This is a genomic window from Acidovorax sp. SUPP950 (genome assembly GCF_030158935.1).
In the GTDB taxonomy this organism is placed as follows: domain Bacteria; phylum Pseudomonadota; class Gammaproteobacteria; order Burkholderiales; family Burkholderiaceae_C; genus Paracidovorax.
Genome location: NZ_BQXE01000004.1, coordinates 185,987 through 205,094, shown reverse-complemented (window position 1 = coordinate 205,094; position 19,108 = coordinate 185,987). Strand labels below are relative to the sequence as shown.

Genomic DNA, 19,108 nt, shown 5'->3' with positions numbered 1-19,108 from the left:
CTCACAGCGGTCCGGCAGCCCCTCCAGCCAGCGCACGGGCCACCGCGCCCAGCGCCGTTCCGACATCCTGCTCGACCTTGAGCGACAGCAGCGGATCGGCCCGCGTGCGGCCCCAGTTGACGGCCGCCACGGGCTTGCCCGCGTCCACCGCCATCTGCACGAAGCGAAAGCCCGAATACACCATGAGCGACGAGCCGGCCACCAGCATGGCATCGGCGCGCAGCAGCGCATCGCGGGCGGCCTGCACGCGATCGCGCGGCACGCTCTCGCCGAAGAACACCACATCGGGCTTGAGCGGGCCGGCGCCGCAGCGCGGGCACGGCGGCACATCGAACGCGCTGAAATCCTGGCCTTCCAGGTCGGCATCGCCATCGGGCGCCGCATGCGCATGCAGCGCAGCCCAATCGGGATTGCGGCGCAGCAACTCGTCTTGCAGCTCGGCGCGTGGCAAACGGGCTTCGCAGGCCATGCAGCGCACGGTGTCGATGCGGCCATGCAGATCGATGGTGCGAAGGCTCCCCGCAGCCGTGTGCAGGCCGTCCACGTTCTGCGTGAGCAGCAGTTCCACCCGGCCGGCCGCTTCCAGCGCGGCGAGCGCATGGTGCGCCGGTGCAGGACGCGCCCGCCCCATCACGCGCCAGCCGATGAAGCTGCGCGCCCAATAGCGGCGGCGCGTGGCGTCGTCGCCCATGAAGGCCTGGAACGTGAGGGGCGGCGGCCGCTTCCAGTCGCCATTGCCGTCGCGGTAATCGGGAATGCCAGCCGCCGTGCTGCAGCCCGCCCCGGTGAGCACGAACACCCGAGGGTGCGTCGCCATGAACTCGGCCAGCGCGTGCACACCGGCCTCGGCCGGGGGTGGCACGGGCATGGTGGTACTTTCCAAAGGGGACGGAGTCATGGACATCGAAGCCTCCCGCTACATCGCGGGCGCGATGCTTTCCGCGTAGTCGTACAGCGCGCCCAGGATTTCCTCGCCCCGCTCGTCCGCCTCGGCGCCCAGCTCGTCCAGCTTGGCGAACAGCTCGTCGAAGGTGAGCGCGCCGCCCGCGCCTTCCATCAGGCAAGCCACGCGGTGGCCCTCCCAGCGCTCCTGGTCGGCCCCGTCCAGCGTGTGCGGGAAATTGCGCGCACGGTAGCGCCACACCAGCTCTTCGAGCCGCTCGTCGTCAAAGCCCGTCTTGGCCAAGGCGAGTTCCTGGGGCGGCAGGGCACGCAGGCGGTTCAGCCGGCGACGGTCCTCGTTGCCGACGAAGCCGCCGTACAGGTCCTGGTCCACGTCCGGTGCGGCTTCCTGCGGCCGCGCGAACACGCTGGCCCAGATGGCGCTCATGTCGGGCAAGGCGCGCGCCACCTCGGCGTGGCCGGCGGCCCGCTCGAGATCGACGGCCCAGCGCTGGGCCATCTGCGGCGTCAGCGTGTTGACGTTGCCCACCACCATCGGCGACTTGTTCAGGTGCACGGTCTTGATGGGCAGGCGCGTCACGCCTTCGGGCAGCGCATCCGCCCGGCTGAACAGCCGCTCGCGGATCGCCTCGGCGCCCAGCAGGGCCAGTTCGGACGGATCGTGGGCCAGGTCCCAGGCGATCAGTTCGTTCTTGTTGGTGGGGTGGCTGGCGAGCGGCCACATCACCGCGACGCAGCCGCGCTCGGCAGGAAACATGCCCGAGATGTGCAAAAAAGGCCGTGCGGTGTCGGCCGTGGCGGGCAGGCGCAATTCAGTGGCCACGCGGTCTTTTTTATGCAGCCCCAGCGCGAACTCGAACAGCTTGGGCTGCCGGTCGCGGATCAGCCGGGCCAGGCCGATGGTGGCGCGCACGTCGGAGAGCGCATCGTGCGCGGCCTCGTGCGCCAGGCCATTAGCCTTGGACAGGTGTTCCAGCTTGAAGCTGGGGGAGCCGTCTTCCTTCTTCGGCCAGACGATGCCATCCGGGCGCAGCGCGTAGGCCATGCGCACCACGTCGAGCAGGTCCCACCGGCCGCACTGGTTCTGCCATTCCCGGGCATAGGGGTCCATCAGGTTGCGCCAGAACATGAACCGCGTGATCTCGTCGTCGAACCGGATGGTGTTGTAGCCGACGCCGATGGTGCCGGGCAGCGCCAGCTCGGCCTCGATGCGCGCGGCGAATGCGTGCTCCGGCAGGCCACGCTCCAATGCGACCTGCGGCGTGATGCCGGTGATCAGGCACGACACCGGGTCGGGCAGGTAATCGGGTGCGGGCTGGCAATAGACCATCAGCGGTTCGCCGATTTCATTCAGGTCCGCATCGGTGCGGATCCCCGCGAACTGCGCGGGGCGGTCACGGCGCGTGTTGGCGCCAAAGGTTTCGTAGTCGTGCCAGAAAAAGGTATGCATGAAATCGTGCAGCCGGTAACACCGAAGCCCGCAAGTATGCCGGGGCGCGGGACAATAAGGCATGCAACGACGCCTTGCCCCCTCCTCGCCCCTCCGTCTCTCCTCCAGAACCCGCGCAGCCCACTGGCTGGTTCCGCTGGCCGCCGCGGCGGCCCTCGCAGGCTGTGCATCGGCGCCGCGCGCCCAGCTTCCGGAAACCGCCCCGGCCCACGCCGCCCCTGCCGTTCCGCCTGCGCAGCCCGCAGTGTCACCACCGGCCGCGATACCTTCCGCCCCTCCCCCGGTCCAGGACGCCGCGGCGCCTGCGGTCAGCCCCGAAGAAGCCGCTGCGGCCGAACAGGCCGGCTTCGCCGCATGGATCACGGCCTTCACCCAGGACGCACTGGCGGCCGGGATCCGGCCCGATACCGCGCAGACGGCCCTGGCCGGCGCGCAGTTGCAACAGCGGGTGATCGAGCTGGACCGCGCGCAGCCCGAGTTCACGCGCACCCCGTGGGCGTACCTGGACAGTGCTGTTTCTGCCCAGCGCATCGCCCAGGGCCAGGCCAAGCGGGCCGAATACGCGGCGCCGCTCGAAACCGCGGCTGCGCGGTACGGCGTGCCGGCCTCGATCGTCACCGCCATCTGGGGCATGGAAAGCAACTACGGCGGCAATTTCGGCACCTTCCGTGCCGTCGATGCGCTGGCCACGCTGGGGTTCGAGGGCCGCCGCGCCCAATGGGCCCGCAACGAACTGCTCGCGGCGCTGCGCATCCTGGACCAGGGCGACATCGCGGCCGACCGCATGATCGGATCGTGGGCGGGCGCCATGGGCCACACGCAGTTCCTGCCGTCCGTGTTCCTCGCCTACGCGGTCGACGCCGACGGCGACGGCCGCCGCGACATCTGGGGCAGCATCCCCGATGTGGCGTCGTCCACCGCCAACTACCTGGCCAGCTCCGGCTGGCGTAGCGGACAGCCCTGGGGTGTCGAGGTGCAGCTGCCGCCGGGTTTCGATCACGCCCGCGCAGAGAACACCGTGCGCCAGTCGTCCGCGCAGTGGACCGCGGAAGGGGTGGTGGCCATCGACCGGCAACCCCTGCCCGGCCTGGGTGCGGCGTATGTCATCGCCCCCGCGGGTGCGCGCGGGCCGGCCTTCCTGGTGGGCGACAACTTCCGCAGCATCCTGCGCTACAACAACTCGGTGAACTACGCCCTGGCGGTGGGCCTGCTGGCGCGGCAGATCGAGGGCGGCACGGGCGTGGTGGCCCCCTGGCCGCGGGATTTGCAACCCCTGTCGCGCAGCCAGGTGAAAGACCTGCAGACAGCACTGAACCAGCGCGGGTTTTCCGCCGGCACGGCGGACGGCGTGATGGGCCCCGCCACGCGCGCCGGCCTGCGCCAGTTCCAGCAGAGCATCGGCGTGGTGGCCGACGGCTATCCCACCTTGGAGTTGCTGCAGCGGCTGATGGCGCCGTGATGCAGATCGGTGCCTGTTTACAGTGCGCAGAACTGCTTTGTCGCCCCAGCCAGACTGACAAGCTCCTCTAAAAGGAAATTAAAGTGGCCGTTCCACCGTTCCAAGATTTCATGCTGCCTTTCTTGCAGCGAATTGCTGATGGGAGCGAGCACCGAATAACCGAACTTTTCGAGTTCCTCGCCCAAAAATTCGCGCTATCTGAGGAGGACTTGAAAGAGGTCTTGCCGAGCGGACGAGAGACACGATTCAAGAACCGCGTCTACTGGACGCGGGTGCACCTTGGCCAAGCTAAGTTGCTCGACTCTACTGGCCGCGGACGCTTTCGCATCACCGAACGCGGCAAAGAGCTTCTACGGGTGAAGCCTGCGCGTATCGATATGCGCACATTGGCTCAGTATCCCGAGTTCCAAGAGTTCCGCAGTCGCACGTCCGCAAGCGAGGAGCAAGTCACGCCTCCGGCTCACGCGCCCACAGAGCCCCTTTCGGCTCAGAGCCCAGAGGAGCAACTGGAAAGTAGCTACCAGATGCTTCGCTCTCAACTCGCTCAATTGCTACTGGCGACTATACGAAAGTCACCACCGGAATTCTTCGAGCACCTAGTCGTTGACCTGCTTGTGGCGATGGGCTACGGCGGCTCGCGAGCAGATGCTGGACATGCAATAGGCCAAAGTGGTGACGGAGGCATCGATGGCATCATCAAAGAGGACCGCCTAGGACTGGACATCGTCTACCTGCAGGCGAAGCGTTGGGTTGACCCGGTCGGAAGTCCGGAAGTTCGCAACTTCACAGGTAGTCTTGAGGGACACGGCGCTCAAAAAGGCGTGCTTATCACTACGTCTAAATTCACTCGTGATGCTATCGAGTTCGCCAAGCGACTTCAGCAGAAAAAGCTTGTACTTATCGACGGGGAGAAGCTTACTGAACTGATGATGGACTTTGGTGTGGGGGTGAGCCACATGGCTACTTACACCGTTCAGAAGATTGACCTGGACTACTTCGGTGAGGAGTGAGGCGTGGCAATTGACGATGGTTTAGCCGCTTGCTATTAACCTTCGTTGAAAAGAAAAAGCCCGCGGCGAACGCGGGCTTTTTCATATCAGGCGGCCACCATGGGCGGCCGGGTAATCCATCGGCCGATCAGTCTGCCGTGGCCTCTTCCGGCTCGGCCGGCTCGGATTTCGCCGAGCGCTCCCGCTTGGGCAGCGGCTGGATGTCCAGCAGCACCTCGGGCGTTTCCACGCCTTTTTCGTCCGTCTTCACCTCGATGTCCACCGTGAGGCGGCCACCTTCGGTCAGGCGGCCGAAGAGCAGTTCGTCGGCCAGGGCACGGCGGATGGTGTCCTGGATCAGGCGCTGCATCGGGCGGGCGCCCATCAGCGGATCGAAGCCCTTCTTGGCCAGGTGCTTGCGCAGCGTGTCGGTGAAGGTCACCTCCACCTTCTTCTCGCTCAACTGGGTTTCGAGTTGCAGCAGGAACTTGTCCACCACGCGCAGGATGATCTGCTCGTCCAGCGCCTTGAAGTTCACGATGGCATCCAGCCGATTGCGGAACTCGGGCGTGAACAGGCGCTTGATGTCGCCCATTTCGTCGCCCGCCTGCCGCGGGTTCGTGAACCCGATGGTGGCCTTGTTCATGGTCTCGGCACCCGCGTTCGTCGTCATGATGATGATGACGTTGCGGAAGTCGGCCTTGCGCCCGTTGTTGTCGGTCAGCGTGCCGTGGTCCATCACCTGCAGCAGCACGTTGAAGATGTCCGGATGCGCCTTTTCGATCTCGTCGAGCAGCAGCACGGAGTGCGGCTTTTTCGTGACTGCCTCGGTCAGCAACCCACCCTGGTCGAACCCGACATAGCCCGGAGGCGCACCGATCAGGCGGCTCACCGCATGGCGCTCCATGTACTCGGACATGTCGAAGCGGATCAGCTCGATGCCCATGATGTAGGCGAGCTGCTTGGCCGCTTCGGTCTTGCCGACGCCAGTGGGGCCGCTGAACAGGAACGAGCCGATCGGCTTGTCGCCCTTGCCCAGGCCCGAACGCGCCATCTTCACGGCGGAAGCGAGCACCTCCAGCGCCTTGTCCTGGCCGAACACCACGCTCTTGAGGTCGCGCTCGATGGTCTGCAGCTTGCTGCGGTCGTCGTTGGACACGTTCGCGGGCGGGATGCGCGCGATCTTCGCCACGATTTCCTCGATCTCGGCCTTGCCGATGGTCTTCTTGCGCTTGCTGGCCACCTGGATGCGTTGAGCCGCGCCGGCTTCGTCGATCACGTCGATCGCCTTGTCGGGCAGGTGACGGTCGTTGATGTACTTGGCCGACAATTCGGCCGCTGCCTGCAGCGCCGCCGCAGCGTACTTCACGCTGTGGTGCTCTTCGAAGCGCGACTTGAGCCCCTTGAGGATGTCCACCGTTTCCTGCACGGTCGGCTCCACCACATCGACCTTCTGGAACCGGCGCGACAGGGCCGCGTCTTTTTCGAAGATGCCGCGGTACTCGGTGAACGTGGTCGCGCCGATGCATTTGAGCTGGCCGCTGGAGAGCGCCGGCTTGAGCAGGTTGGACGCGTCCAGCGTGCCGCCCGAGGCCGCACCGGCGCCGATCAGCGTGTGGATTTCGTCGATGAACAGCACCGCATTGGGCTTGTCCTTGAGCGACTTGAGCACACCCTTCAGGCGCTGCTCGAAATCACCACGGTACTTGGTGCCCGCCAGCAAGGCGCCCATGTCGAGCGAATACACGACCGCCTCGGCCAGGATTTCCGGCACGTCGTTCTGCGTGATGCGCCATGCCAGGCCCTCGGCGATGGCCGTCTTGCCCACGCCGGCTTCGCCCACGAGCAGCGGGTTGTTCTTGCGGCGCCGGCACAGGATCTGGATCGTGCGCTCGACCTCGTAGTGGCGGCCGATCAGCGGGTCGATCTTGCCGTCCTTGGCCGCCTGATTGAGGTTCTGGGTGTACTGCTCGAGCGGCGAGGCTTTCTCGTTGCGCTCGCCACCGCCACCGCCCTCTTCGCCTTCTCCCTGGTTCTCAGGCTTGGCGGGTTCCGGCGGCTCGCCTTTCTTGATGCCGTGGGCAATGAAATTGACCACGTCCAGACGCGTCACGCCCTGCTGGTGCAGGTAGTACACGGCGTGCGAATCCTTCTCGCCAAAGATGGCCACGAGCACGTTGGCGCCCGTGACTTCCTTCTTGCCGTTGCCCGTGGACTGCACGTGCATGATGGCGCGCTGGATCACGCGCTGGAAACCCAGCGTGGGCTGCGTGTCCACCTCGTCGGTGCCGGCGACCTGAGGGGTATTGTCTTTGATGAAATTGGCCAGCGATGAACGCAGATCATCGATGTTGGCCGAACATGCGCGCAGCACCTCGGCTGCGCTGGGGTTATCTAGCAGTGCAAGCAGCAGATGCTCCACGGTAATGAACTCGTGGCGCTGCTGGCGGGCCTCGACAAAGGCCATGTGCAAGCTGACTTCCAGTTCCTGGGCAATCATGTGAACTCCTTTGTGCTTGCGTGGAAGGGATTACTGTAGATCGGGACCAAAGGCCGTTTATTCAACAGGCTCGCTGAGGCATTGCAGCGGATGCCCCGCCTTGTGGGCCGCCTCGCGGACCTGCTCCACTTTGGTGGCGGCGACATCGCGGGAATACACCCCACATACGCCTTTGCCGTCCAAATGGATTTTCAGCATGATCTGCGTGGCGGCTTCCCGGTCTTTGCTGAAGAATTCCTGCAGCACGACGATGACGAATTCCATCGGCGTGAAGTCATCATTGAGCATGACCACCTGAAACATTTGCGGCGGCTGGGTCTTTTGCGTGCGACGTTCGAGCACGACCGAACCGCCATCATCCCGCGCTGGCGTCCTGGTGGGCGGAGCGGGGGTGGGGGAAGGTGGTTTAGTTGCCATGGATTTCATTCTAGCGAGCCACGGCGGTCGACGCAGCCTCTCCCATGTAGTGATCATCCAACGGTGTTTCAAGCCCCATCCTCGCCGGGTCAGCCTGCGTCGTACACCACATTGACCGAACCGGTGCCGGCCTGGGCGCTCCAGGCCGCCAAAGCGGCGTCGGAGGGGAAGAAACGGCTGCCCTCACCCAGTTGCAACTCCGCCACGGCCTGGCCTTGGCCGGCTTTACAGCGGATGCCCATGCGCACCCGAAGGCCGTGCACCAGCACCTCGCCCTGCTCGGTTTCCTGTCGGCGGGGCGGGAATTCGCGCACCAGGCGCTGCACGTCCGGCGCGGTATCGCCGATGGCGACCTGCAGGTAGCGTCCGAACTTGGCCCGAGCCCCCGCCAGGTCCCACACCTGCTGCACCTTCACCCGCAGCCCGCCACTGAAATGGTCGAGCTGCAGACGGCCGCTCATGACCACGAACTCGTCGTCCTTCAGCATGTCCCGGTGGGCGTTGACCACGTTCTCGTCGGCCGAGGCTTCGATGGTGGCCGACTTGTCGTCCAACTTGAACAGGGCCAGCCGGCCCCGCTGCCCGTTGATCACCCGAAAGTCGCTGATGATGCCCGCCAGGATCTGGGGCTCGCGGCTGTCGAGCAGTTCGTCGATCTGCGTGCGTACGAAACGGCGCACCTCACTGGCCACCTCGTCGAACAGGTGGCCCGACAGGTAGAAGCCCACGGCCGTCTTTTCCTGCGTGAGGCGCTCCTTCACACCCCAGGGCACCATCTCGACGAGTTCGGGCTCCTGCGTGCTCGAGCCGTGGGCGTCCTCGCCCATCATGTCGAACAGGCCGCCCTGGTTGGCATTGGCCAGCGTGGCGTTCGCAAAGTCGAACGCCCGGTCGATCGAGGCGACGAGCGAGGCCCGATTCATGTTCATGGTGTCGAACGCACCCGCCTTGATGAGCGCCTCCAGCGTGCGCTTGTTCAAGCGCGTGCGGTCCACGCGGACGCAGAAGTCGAACAGGCTGGTAAAAGGGCCCTTGGTATCGCCGCGCGGTCCCGCGCCGCGCCCATCCCGGGCCGCAATGATGGCTTCGATCGCCTGCTGGCCCGTTCCCTTGATGGCGCCCAGCCCGTAGCGGATGACCTTGTCCGTGACCGGCTCGAACCGGTACATGCCCCGGTTCACGTCCGGCGGCTCGAACGTCAGGCCAAAGTTCTTCATGGCATCTTCGAACAGCACCTTGAGCTTGTCGGTGTCGTCCATTTCCACCGTCATGTTGGCGCAGAAAAATTCGGCCGTGTAGTGCACCTTGAGCCAGCCGGTCTGGTAGGCCAGCAGCGAGTAGGCCGCCGCGTGCGACTTGTTGAAGCCGTACCCGGCGAACTTCTCCATCAGGTCGAAGACTTCGTCGGCCTTTTCCTGGCTGATGTTCTGCTTGGCCGCTCCCGCACGGAAGATCTCGCGGTGCTCGGCCATCTCCTCGGCCTTCTTCTTGCCCATCGCCCGGCGCAGCATGTCGGCGCCGCCGAGCGAGTAGCCGCCCAGCACCTGGGCGGTCTGCATCACCTGCTCCTGGTACACCATGATCCCGTAGGTTTCCGACAGCACCTTCTCGACCAACGGATGGGGGTATTCCACCACCTCCTTGCCATGCTTGCGGTTCACGAAGCTGGGAATCAGATCCATCGGACCCGGCCGGTACAGCGCGTTCAGGGCGATGAGGTCTTCCAGCCGGCTGGGGCGTGCTTCCTTGAGCATGCCCTGCATGCCGCGGCTTTCAAACTGGAATACGGCTTCGGTCTTGCCGTCGGAAAAGAGACGGTAGGTGGGCGCATCGTCCAGCGGAATGCTCTCGAACGTGAAGTTCTCCTGCCCCTTGTGGCGCTTGACGATGAACTCCTTGGCGATCTCCAGGATGGTCAGCGTGGCCAGGCCCAAGAAGTCGAACTTCACCAGGCCGATGGCTTCCACATCGTCCTTGTCGTACTGGCTCACGGCGGAATCGCTGCCCGGCTGCTGGTAGAGGGGGCAAAAATCGGTGAGCTTGCCCGGGGCGATGAGCACGCCCCCGGCGTGCATGCCGATGTTGCGGGTCATGCCCTCGAGCTTTTGCGCCATCTCGATGATGGTCTTGACGTCTTCTTCCTTCTGCACGCGCTCGGCCAGCAACGGCTCCAGTTCGAGTGCGTAATTGTTCTTGTCGCCCTCCTTCTTGGGGTTGGGCGGGTACTGCAGCGTGTACGACATGCCGGGCTTGCCCGGCACGAGTTTGGAAATGCCGTCGCAGAACGTGTAGCTCATGTCCATGACCCGGCCCACGTCGCGGATCGCGGCCTTTGCGGCCATGGTGCCGAACGTGGCGATCTGGCTCACGGCATCCTTGCCGTACTTGTCCTTCACGTAGTCGATCACGCGATCGCGGTTGGACTGGCAGAAATCAATGTCGAAGTCGGGCATCGACACCCGCTCGGGGTTCAGGAACCGCTCGAACAGCAGGTTGTACTGCAGCGGGTCCAAATCGGTGATCTTGAGTGCATAGGCCACCAGCGAGCCAGCACCAGAGCCCCGGCCCGGCCCCACCGGGCAGCCGTTGTTCTTGGCCCACTGGATGAAGTCCCCCACGATCAGGAAGTAGCCCGGGAACCCCATTTTCAGGATGGTGTTGATCTCGAACTCCAGCCGCTCCAGGTAGCGCGGGCGCTCCTTGTCGCGCTCCGCCTCCTTGGGATACAGGTGCGCCAGACGCTCTTCCAGCCCCGCCAGCGAAGCCACCCGGAAGTACTCGTCGATGGGCATGCCGCCCGGGGTGGGAAAGTCCGGCAGCTGCGGCTTGCCCAGCACCAGGGTCAGGTTGCAGCGCTTGGCGATCTCCAGCGTATTGGCGATCGCGGACGGCACGTCGGCAAACAGCGCCTCCATCTGCGCGCTCGATTTGAAGTATTGCTCGCGCGTGAACTTGCGCACCCGCCGCTGGTTGCCCAGGATTTCGCCTTCGGAGATGCACACACGCGCTTCATGGGCCTCGTAATCGTCGGCCGTGGCGAACTGCACGGGGTGGGTCGCGACGACGGGCAGGTTCAGCCGGGCGGCCAGTTGCACGGCAGACACCACATGGGCTTCGTCGTCGGGCCGGCCGGCGCGCTGGATCTCCAGGTAGAAGCGATGGGGGAACAGCCCTGCCAGCCGCAGTGCCAGACGCGCGGCCCCCGCGTCGTCGCCCTTCACGATGGCCTGCCCCACGGGACCGGCCTGAGCGCCCGCCAAAGCGATGAGGCCTTCGCCCAGTTCCTCCAGCCAGGCCCAGGTGCAAAGGGGCTGGTTCTTCACCACGTTGCGCGTCCAGGCGCGCGCGAGCAGTTCCGACAGGTTCAGGTACCCCTGCTTGCCCTGCACCAGCAGGATCATGCGGGAAGGTGGATTGCCCGGCTCCTCGGGTTCGACGAACACTTCGGCGCCCAGCAAGGGCTTGACACCCTTGCCCCGCGCTTCCTTGTAAAACTTGATGGCGCCGAAGAGATTGCCGAGGTCGGTGATCGCCAGGGCGGGCTGGCCGTCCTTGGCAGCCGCCTTGGCCACTTCATCAATGCGGTTGGTGCCGTCGACGACGGAAAATTCGGTGTGCAGGCGCAAATGGACAAACATGGCGGGTATTGTAGGAACGCCCGCCTCCCTGCCCCGCGCCAGAGCCCCGGCGTTTCGTTCAGGCCGCCGGCTGGCACGCCGGTACAATCCGGCTCCTGCCCGATCGCCGCGGCCAGCCCCCTGTGGCCGTCCCGGCCCCTGATCGGAAGCGGGAACCGATGCCCTTCTTTTGCCTGAAAGCTGCCTCCATGCCGCGTTTTCCCCTGCCCCTGTTGTCCGCCCTGCTGGCCGCCGGCCTGATGGCGGGCTGCTCCAGCACCCCCGAAGACAAGACCGCCGGCTGGAGCCCCAATCGCATCTACTCCGAAGCCCGCGACGAACTCAACAGTGGCGGCTACGACAAGGCCGTGCCCCTGCTGGAAAAGCTCGAAGGCCGCGCGGCCGGCACGCCGCTGGCACAGCAGGCCCAGTTGGAAAAGGCCTATGCCCAGTACAAGGCCGGCGAAAAGGCCCAGGCCATCGCCACGCTGGACCGCTTCATGAAGCTGCACCCCGCCAGCCCCGCCTACGACTACGCGCTGTACCTGAAGGGGCTCGTCAACTTCAACGACAACCTGGGGCTGTTCTCCTGGCTGTCACGCCAGGACCTGTCCGAGCGTGACCAGAAGGCCGCCAAGGATTCGTTTGAGTCCTTCCGCGAACTGACCACGCGGTTCCCGGAATCGCGCTATGCCCAGGACTCGCGCCAGCGCATGACCTACATCGTCAATTCCCTGGCGCAGTACGAAGTGCACGTGGCCCGCTACTACTACGAGCGCGGCGCCTATGTGGCGGCCATCAGCCGGGCCCAGATCGCCCTGGCCGACTACAAGGAAGTGCCTGCGCTGGAAGAGGCGCTGTACATCCTGGTGAAGTCCTACGATGCGCTGGGCATGACCCAGTTGCGCGACGATGCGCAGCGCGTCATGGCGAGTTCCTACCCGCAGAGCGAGTTGAACCGCGATGGCCTCAAGGCCAAGTCGGAGCCGTGGTGGAAGGTGTGGTGAGCGCGCGCAGCGCCGCATCGAATTCCTGCGCCGTGTGAAGGCGCCGCATGGGTGGCAAGGCTGACAGCAGGCGCTTGCCGTAGCCCATCTCCACCAGGCGGGTGTCGGCCACCACCAGCACGCCCCGATCGGTTTCGCTGCGAATCAACCGCCCCGCGCCCTGCTTGAGAGCGATCGCGGCCTCCGGCAGCGAAAAGTACCGGAAGGCGCTGCGTTTGGCCTGTTCCAGCCGTTGGGAGCGCGCCTCCACCAGCGGATCGCCCGGTGGCGGGAACGGCAGCTTGTCGATCACCACCAGTTGCAGGGCCTCGCCCGGCACGTCGAACCCTTCCCAGAACGTGGCGGACGCGACCAGCACGCACCCTGCCCGCCCCTCGGACGCGCCTTCGCGGAACCGCTCCATCAAACGCCGCTTGGGCCACTGGCCCTGCACCAGCACCTCGATGCCGGAATCCGCAGCGAACCGGGCCTGAAGCGCATCGCCGATGGTCCGCAGGGCCTTGAGCGTGGTGGTGAGCACCAGGGTTCGCCCTCCGAGCACCATCACCGCGCTGCCCACCCAGGCCGCCAATGCCGCGCTGTGGGAGGGGTCGGAAGGCTTGGGCAATTCCAAAGGCACATGGAAGGCCGCCTGCGATGCATAGTCGAACGGGCTCTCCACCCGCAGGATGCGCGCGTCCTGCAAACCGCAGGGCTCGGTGAACCAGCGCAGGCTCGCATCGTCCCCCAGGGTGGCCGAGGTGAAGATCCATGCACGGGGCTTGCCCTGCGACAGCACCGCGGCCGCATCCGGCTCGTCCCAAGCCGAGGCCTCGGCCTCAGGCTCGGGCTCGCCAGCGGGCAGTTGCCACAGGGACCGCATCGGGCCCGCGATGTCGAGCGGCGCTTCCACGAGCCGCAACGCGCCCGCCACATCCACCCATCGGACCGCGTCCGCGCCACAAGGCTGGGAAAAGCCGTCCATGCGCTCCATGAGCTGCACCGCACGGCCATGCAGGCGCACAAAGTCCGGGGCGATCTCGCTCACGGTGTCCAGGGCCGCCAGGGCTGCGCGGCATGCGCCGACCACCTGCTGCATGGCCGCATGCCATTCGCCGGGGTCCACGCCGTCGGGCACCTCGCTTGTCCAACGCAACCGCGAACCCACCGGGGCACGGCCTGCGGCCAGGCGAAGATCGCGGCCGGCGCGGTCCAGCGCGGCGGCCACCCCCAGCCAATCGGCCAGCCCGCGGGCGAACTGCAGGCCTGCCGCCATCACGTCGCGCGAAAAATCCAGCAACTGCGCGGTGGAGGCTTGTTTGCCCATGAACTGCACGCCGGTTTCGTTCAGCTGGTGCGCCTCGTCGAAGACGACGACGCGCACGGAAGGCAACAGTTCGGCCATGCCGGAATCGCGAACGGCCTGGTCCGCAAAAAAGAGGTGGTGGTTGATCACCACCACATCGGCAGCCAGCGCCTCGCGCCGGGCACGGTGGACATGGCAGTCCCGAAAGCGCGGGCACGGCGAGCCCAGGCAGTTCTCGCGGGTAGAGGTGACCAGCGGAATCACCGGAGAGCGCTCATCCAGCCCCGGCAACTCAGCCAAATCCCCGCTCACCGTCCCTTGCGACCAGGTTTCCACGCGGGCCAGCACCCGCGCCACAGCTGCATCGTGAGCGGCCGCATCCTGGCGTGCCAACTCCATGCGGTGCAGGCATAGGTAGCTGGCCCGGCCCTTGAGCAGCGCGGTGCGCACGGGCAACGCCAGTGCCTGAACGAGGCGGGGCAGGTCGCGCGCGAACAACTGGTCCTGCAGCGCCTTGGTGGCGGTGGACACCAGCACACGCTCGCCACTGAGCAGCGCCGGCACCAGATAGGAGAACGTCTTGCCGACGCCCGTGCCCGCCTCCACCACCAGACCCCCTCCCTGCTCGATGGTCTCGGCCACCGCCAGCGCCATCTCGGTCTGGCCAGCGCGGGGCGAGAAATGCGCCTGGGCCAGCGACAGCACGCCGCCCGCTTCGAACGCGGCCTGCACGCCATGGACGAGCGATTCGATGCGGGGCAATTCCATGCCGGTCATTCCTGGTTGCGCTCACGGGCGACCGCACCGGACCGCATGGTGGAACCGGGAGGAAATGGACAGGGTAAAAGGCGGTGCAAGGAAAGAAGGCAGCAGAGGCGTCGCATGGCAAAACCGCCAAAGGGCGCCCGATAATACGTGCTTCGCCCGGCCCTTCGGCTGGCCCGCGCCTTCCACCATTTCTGCCATGACCAAACCGTTTCGCCTCACTGCGTCAACCGGCATCCACAAAGGCGATCGCGAATACCAGCAGGACCAGGTCGCGTTGATCGCCCACCCCCGCTACAACGGCTGCGTGCTCGGTGTCGTGGCGGACGGCATGGGAGGGCGCAGCGGGGGCCGCAAGGCGTCCGACCAGGTGATGCTCACGGCCCGGCAATGGTTCGAGCGGTACTCGCCGGACACCGACGACACCGCGACGATGCTCAAGCACATGGTGGAAGAGGCGCACATCGTGATCCGCCTCACCGCCATCTCAGCCGAGCAGGAGCCGCACAGCACGGTGGCGGCCTTCATCATCAACCCCCGGGGCGACTGCCACTGGGCGCATGCCGGCGATTCACGCATCTATCACTTCCAGGGCGCGCGGCTGGCCCACCGCACCAGCGACCATTCATATGTGCAGGCCCTGGTCGACCGCGGCGAAATCACCGAGGCCGAGGCCAACACCCATCCGCACTCCAACATCCTGGTGGGCTGCCTGGGCACCGAGAGCGATCCGCCGGTGGCCCAGCACATGATTCCGCAACTGCTGCCGGGCGATGTGCTCCTGGCGTGCAGCGACGGCGTGTGGCACTATTTTTCGCCCGCGGAGCTGGCGTCGGTGGTGGACTCGCTGTCGCCGCGCGAAGCCACGGAATTCCTCATCGAGAAAGCGCGGTCACGGGCCCGTGGCGGCGGGGACAACCTCTCGCTCGCCATCGTGAAGATCGAGGCGCTGGTGGAAGAAAAGAAACCGGCCCGGCTGGTGCGCTGAGGAAGGCGTCAACAGCGCGCCCCTGCCCCGCGCCACAGGATTGGGGTGCCCCATGGCAGTCGCCGCGCCTGGTGGAAGGCGTGCGCGTTGGCGCCGCCTTCAGGGGGCAGCGCTGGCCGGTGGAACCGGCGGTGGCGGTGGCAGCGCCGCTGCCGGCTTGCGGCCCTGGGCTTCGGCATCGGCCCGCGCCTTCTCGTGCTTTTCGCGCCGCTCCTGGGCGGCCTTCTGCTTGGCCTCGTAGCGGGCACGCGCTTCGGAAATCTGGCCGGGTTGCGCCGCTGCGCGCTCGGCCTTGGCGGCTTCGTGCGACTGCTCCCGCGAATGCTGCTGTACGGCGCGCTGCTGCGCGTCGTGCTCGCGCTCCGCACGGCCCTGCGCTTGCGCCTGGGCCCGGGAGGCGGCCTGCATGGGTGCGGGGCGTTCGCCGGCTTCAAGCTTCTCGCGCTGCTCCTGCTGCTTTTGCTCGATCGACTGCACGCGCAAGGCCGCCTTTTCACGGCGCTCGGCGTCGTTCAGGGCCACTTCGCGCTGCCGTAGGGCGCTTTCCTGGTCCCGCACCTGCGCCCGCACGCCGATCAGGCAGTCCTCAACGGAAAAGCGCTGGTAGCAGACGGCCTCTTCCTTGATGCGCCGGGCCTCCAGCGCGCGGCGGTCGCGCTGGATCTGGTCGCGCTCGGTGCGGCGCTCGGCCTGCGCGGCATCGGCGGCGGCGCGCGATGCGGCCAGCGGTGACTGGGCCGCAGCCAGCGTCGAGGTGAGCGCCAGTGCGGTGGCAAGGAAAAGGCGTTGGAAGGATGGCATGGCGAGAAAAGAGGTTACGTCAATCCGGTGTCCACCACGCGCCGCTCCAGATCCAGGAATTCCTTGGACTGCATTTCATTCAGCCGGGAGACGGTGCGCGGAAATTCATGGGCCAGCGGGCCCTCGGTGTACAGCGCTTCGGGGGGCACGGCGGCGGACAGGATGAGCTTGACGCGCCGGTCGTACAGCACGTCCACCAGCCACGTGAAGCGCCGGGCCGGCGACGCCATCGATACGGGCATGTGGGGCACGTCCGACAGCAGCACGGTGTGGAACTGCGTGGCGATTTCCAGGTAGTCGTTCTGCGAGCGGGGTCCGCCGCACAGCACGCTGAAATCGAACCAGACGACGCCGCCGGCCTTGCGGCGCGCACGGATCTCGCGTGCCTCGATGTGCAGCACCGGGTCTTCGTCGCGCACTTCGGCCAGTTGGTCGAACGCCTCGGACATCTCCTCATCGGCCTGGGGTCCCAGCGGCGTGTGGTACAGCCGCACCATCTCCAGCGTGCGGCGGCGGTAGTCGGTGCCGTTGTCCACGTTGACCACCTCCATCCGCTGGTTCAGCAGTTCGATGGCGGGCAGGATGCGGTCGCGGTGCAGCCCACCGGGGTACAACCCGTCGGGCTCGAAATTGGAGGTGGTGACAAAACCCACGCCGTTGTCGAAAAGCGCCGCCAGCAGGCGGTGCAGGATCATCGCGTCGGTAATGTCCGCCACATGGAACTCATCGAAGCAGATGAGCTTGTAGCGCTTGGAAATGCGCTCGCCCAGCACGTCCAGCGGATTGACGGTGCCCTGCAGGCCCGCCAGTTCGCGGTGCACTTCGCGCATGAACTCGTGGAAATGCAGCCGCACCTTGCGGCGGATGGGCACGGCGTTGAAAAAGCAGTCCATGAGAAAGCTCTTGCCCCGCCCCACGCCGCCGTACATGTACACGCCGCGCGGCACCTCGGGCCGGTTGATGAGCTTCTTCAAGGCGTTGGAGCGGCGCTCCTTGTACAGCGCCCAATCGTCGGCACATCGCTGCAACGCCTCGACGGCGCGCAACTGGGCCGGATCGCTCTGGTAGCCCTTGCTGGCAAGTTCCGCCTCATACGCCTGCTTCACATTCACACGCACACTCCAAACGCTATAAAAAAGATAGCTGCCTGCGCTAGTATTTCAAGCGCAGGCAGCCATTTTTACCCAAAGTCCCGGGGTCAGAAGTTCAGCGTGCGCTTGTCCACGGCCAGGGCCGCTTCCTTGGTGGCTTCGCTCAAGCTCGGATGGGCGTGGCAGATGCGCGCGATGTCTTCGGCGCTGGCCTTGAACTCCATGGCGACCACGGCTTCGGCGATCAGTTCGCTGGCCATCGGGCCGACGATGTGCACGCCCAGGATCTCATCCGTGGCCGCGTCCGCCAGGAACTTGACCATACCGGTCGTGTCGCCCAGCGCGCGGGCGCGACCGTTGGCCAGGAACGGGAACGTGCCGGCCTTGTACTTCACGCCGTCCGCCTTGAGCTGCTGCTCGGTGCGGCCCACCCAGGCGATCTCGGGGTTGGTGTAGATCACCCAGGGGATGGTGTTGAAGTTCACATGGCCGTGCTGGCCCGCGATGCGCTCGGCCACGGCCACGCCCTCTTCTTCGGCCTTGTGCGCCAGCATCGGGCCGCGCACCACGTCGCCCACCGCCCACACGCCCGGCAGGTTGGTCTTGCAATCGGCATCGACCACGATCGCGCCGCGCTCGTCCAGCTGCAGGCCCACGGCTTCGCCGTTGAGTCCGATGGTGTTGGGCACGCGGCCGATGGACACGATGAGCTTGTCCACTTCCAGCGTCTGGGCTTCGCCCTTGGCATTGTTGTAGGCCACGCTCACGCCATTGTTGCCGGTCTTGATCTCGCCGATCTTCACGCCCAGCTCGATCTTGAGGTTCTGCTTGTCGAACGCCTTCTTGGCTTCCTTGGCGATCTGCTCGTCCACCGCGCCCAGGAACGTGGGCAGTCCTTCCAGCACCGTCACTTCGGCACCCAGGCGGCGCCAGACCGAGCCCATTTCCAGCCCGATCACGCCGGCGCCGATCAGGCCCAGCTTCTTGGGTGTCTCTCCAATGCGCAGGGCACCGTCGTTGGAGAGGATGTGCTCTTCGTCGAACGGCACGCCAGGCAGCGCGCGGGCGTTGGAGCCCGTGGCCAGGATGATCTGCTTGCCGGTGATGGACTCTTCGGCAGCGCCGGCCACGCGGATTTCATAGCCACCGTCGGCGGCTTTCACGAACGAGCCACGGCCGTGGAAGAACGTGATCTTGTTCTTCTTGAACAGGTACAGGATGCCGTCGTTGTTCTGCTTCACCACGCTGTCCTTGCGGGCGATCATCTTGGCCACGTCCATGCGCACGTCCTTGACCTCGATGCCATGGTCGGCGAAGTGGTGGTTGGCCTGGTCGAAATGCTCGGACGACTGCAGAAGCGCCTTGGAAGGAATGCAGCCCACGTTGGTACAGGTGCCGCCCGGTGCGGGGCCGCCCTTGCCGTTCTTCCACTCGTCGATGCAGGCCACGTTGAAGCCCAGCTGCGCAGCACGGATGGCGGCGATGTAGCCGCCGGGGCCGCCGCCGATCACGATCACGTCGAATTGTTTGCTCATGCTTGATCCTTGTTTCTAGCCTGCTGTTGCAGAGCCTTAACAGAACCTTTCGCAATTTTTATAACTTTCTCTCCTAGTTCTTTACGCCTTTCGGCTGTTCCAGCAGCTTCAAACTGCTTTGCAATGCGAGTAATGCTGTTCAAACGACCCTTAAGAGTTTGCTGCTCAGCAACTTCGGCACTCACATCTCTATAGTCGGCCCCATCCCTAACTATCTCGTTGTAGATATCTGCAGCAGCTTTATCTTGAATGATCAATTCGAGAATTTTGTCTTTGTGTTTCTGAGTTAATGGCATGTCAT

Annotated in this window: 14 protein-coding genes; 4 read left to right on the top strand and 10 right to left on the bottom strand. The window is 65.6% G+C overall.

The window, feature by feature from the left end; translation table 11 throughout:
* Position 1: 1 nt before the first annotated feature.
* Complete coding sequence (locus AVME950_RS17860) at positions 2-868, bottom strand: NAD-dependent protein deacetylase (protein ID WP_284430842.1); 867 nt, start codon at positions 866-868, stop codon at positions 2-4.
* 48 nt (positions 869-916) lie between these two features.
* Positions 917-2,353: an exodeoxyribonuclease I gene (gene sbcB / locus AVME950_RS17855; protein WP_284430841.1), complete on the bottom strand. Its 1,437-nt coding sequence runs from the start codon at positions 2,351-2,353 to the stop codon at positions 917-919.
* A gap of 61 nt (positions 2,354-2,414) precedes the next feature.
* Here sbcB and AVME950_RS17850 point away from each other — a divergent pair, with 61 nt between their 5' ends.
* Together AVME950_RS17850 and AVME950_RS17845 are read left to right on the top strand one after the other, a co-directional pair.
* The gene (locus AVME950_RS17850; protein WP_284430840.1) at positions 2,415-3,812 is read left to right on the top strand and encodes a lytic murein transglycosylase; all 1,398 of its coding nucleotides are present in this window, start codon (positions 2,415-2,417) and stop codon (positions 3,810-3,812) included.
* An 83-nt stretch (positions 3,813-3,895) separates the two neighbouring features.
* Positions 3,896-4,822 (top strand): restriction endonuclease, encoded by a 927-nt coding sequence (locus tag AVME950_RS17845; protein WP_284430839.1) that lies wholly within the window; start codon positions 3,896-3,898, stop codon positions 4,820-4,822.
* Positions 4,823-4,949: 127 nt separating this feature from the next.
* Here AVME950_RS17845 and clpA read toward each other — a convergent pair whose 3' ends face one another.
* From clpA to dnaE, 3 genes are all read right to left on the bottom strand, one after another.
* Positions 4,950-7,301: an ATP-dependent Clp protease ATP-binding subunit ClpA gene (gene clpA, locus AVME950_RS17840; RefSeq protein ID WP_284430838.1), complete on the bottom strand. Its 2,352-nt coding sequence runs from the start codon at positions 7,299-7,301 to the stop codon at positions 4,950-4,952.
* Positions 7,302-7,358: 57 nt separating this feature from the next.
* Complete coding sequence (gene clpS, locus AVME950_RS17835) at positions 7,359-7,727, bottom strand: ATP-dependent Clp protease adapter ClpS (RefSeq protein ID WP_272563803.1); 369 nt, start codon at positions 7,725-7,727, stop codon at positions 7,359-7,361.
* Positions 7,728-7,807: 80 nt separating this feature from the next.
* Entirely contained in the window at positions 7,808-11,356 is a 3,549-nt protein-coding gene (dnaE, locus tag AVME950_RS17830) for a DNA polymerase III subunit alpha (RefSeq protein WP_284430837.1), read from the bottom strand.
* Positions 11,357-11,544: 188 nt separating this feature from the next.
* Here dnaE and AVME950_RS17825 point away from each other — a divergent pair, with 188 nt between their 5' ends.
* A complete protein-coding gene (locus tag AVME950_RS17825; RefSeq protein WP_272563805.1) occupies positions 11,545-12,342 on the top strand; it encodes an outer membrane protein assembly factor BamD in 798 nt (265 codons plus the stop codon).
* Here the strand turns inward: AVME950_RS17825 and yoaA are convergent.
* Entirely contained in the window at positions 12,305-14,395 is a 2,091-nt protein-coding gene (gene yoaA, locus AVME950_RS17820) for a DNA repair helicase YoaA (RefSeq protein WP_284430836.1), read from the bottom strand. The genes AVME950_RS17825 and yoaA overlap by 38 nt on opposite strands.
* Positions 14,396-14,591: 196 nt before the next feature.
* On the opposite strand from yoaA, the gene AVME950_RS17815 reads away from it, so the two are divergent.
* A complete protein-coding gene (locus AVME950_RS17815; protein ID WP_284430835.1) occupies positions 14,592-15,380 on the top strand; it encodes a PP2C family protein-serine/threonine phosphatase in 789 nt (262 codons plus the stop codon).
* Between the two features lie 99 nt (positions 15,381-15,479).
* On the opposite strand, the gene AVME950_RS17810 is transcribed toward AVME950_RS17815, so the two are convergent.
* The 4 genes from AVME950_RS17810 to AVME950_RS17795 form a co-directional block, all read right to left on the bottom strand.
* Positions 15,480-16,181 (bottom strand): hypothetical protein, encoded by a 702-nt coding sequence (locus AVME950_RS17810; RefSeq protein ID WP_284430834.1) that lies wholly within the window; start codon positions 16,179-16,181, stop codon positions 15,480-15,482.
* A 14-nt stretch (positions 16,182-16,195) separates the two neighbouring features.
* On the bottom strand, positions 16,196-17,293 hold the full coding sequence (zapE, locus tag AVME950_RS17805) for a cell division protein ZapE (RefSeq protein WP_284430833.1): 1,098 nt from the start codon (positions 17,291-17,293) through the stop codon (positions 16,196-16,198).
* A gap of 86 nt (positions 17,294-17,379) precedes the next feature.
* Positions 17,380-18,807: a dihydrolipoyl dehydrogenase gene (gene lpdA / locus AVME950_RS17800; protein ID WP_284430832.1), complete on the bottom strand. Its 1,428-nt coding sequence runs from the start codon at positions 18,805-18,807 to the stop codon at positions 17,380-17,382.
* Positions 18,804-19,103, bottom strand: coding sequence for a hypothetical protein (locus AVME950_RS17795; RefSeq protein WP_284430831.1), 300 nt, complete (start codon positions 19,101-19,103; stop codon positions 18,804-18,806). Before AVME950_RS17795 ends, lpdA begins: the two co-directional genes overlap by 4 nt.
* Between the last annotated feature and the right edge of the window lie 5 nt (positions 19,104-19,108).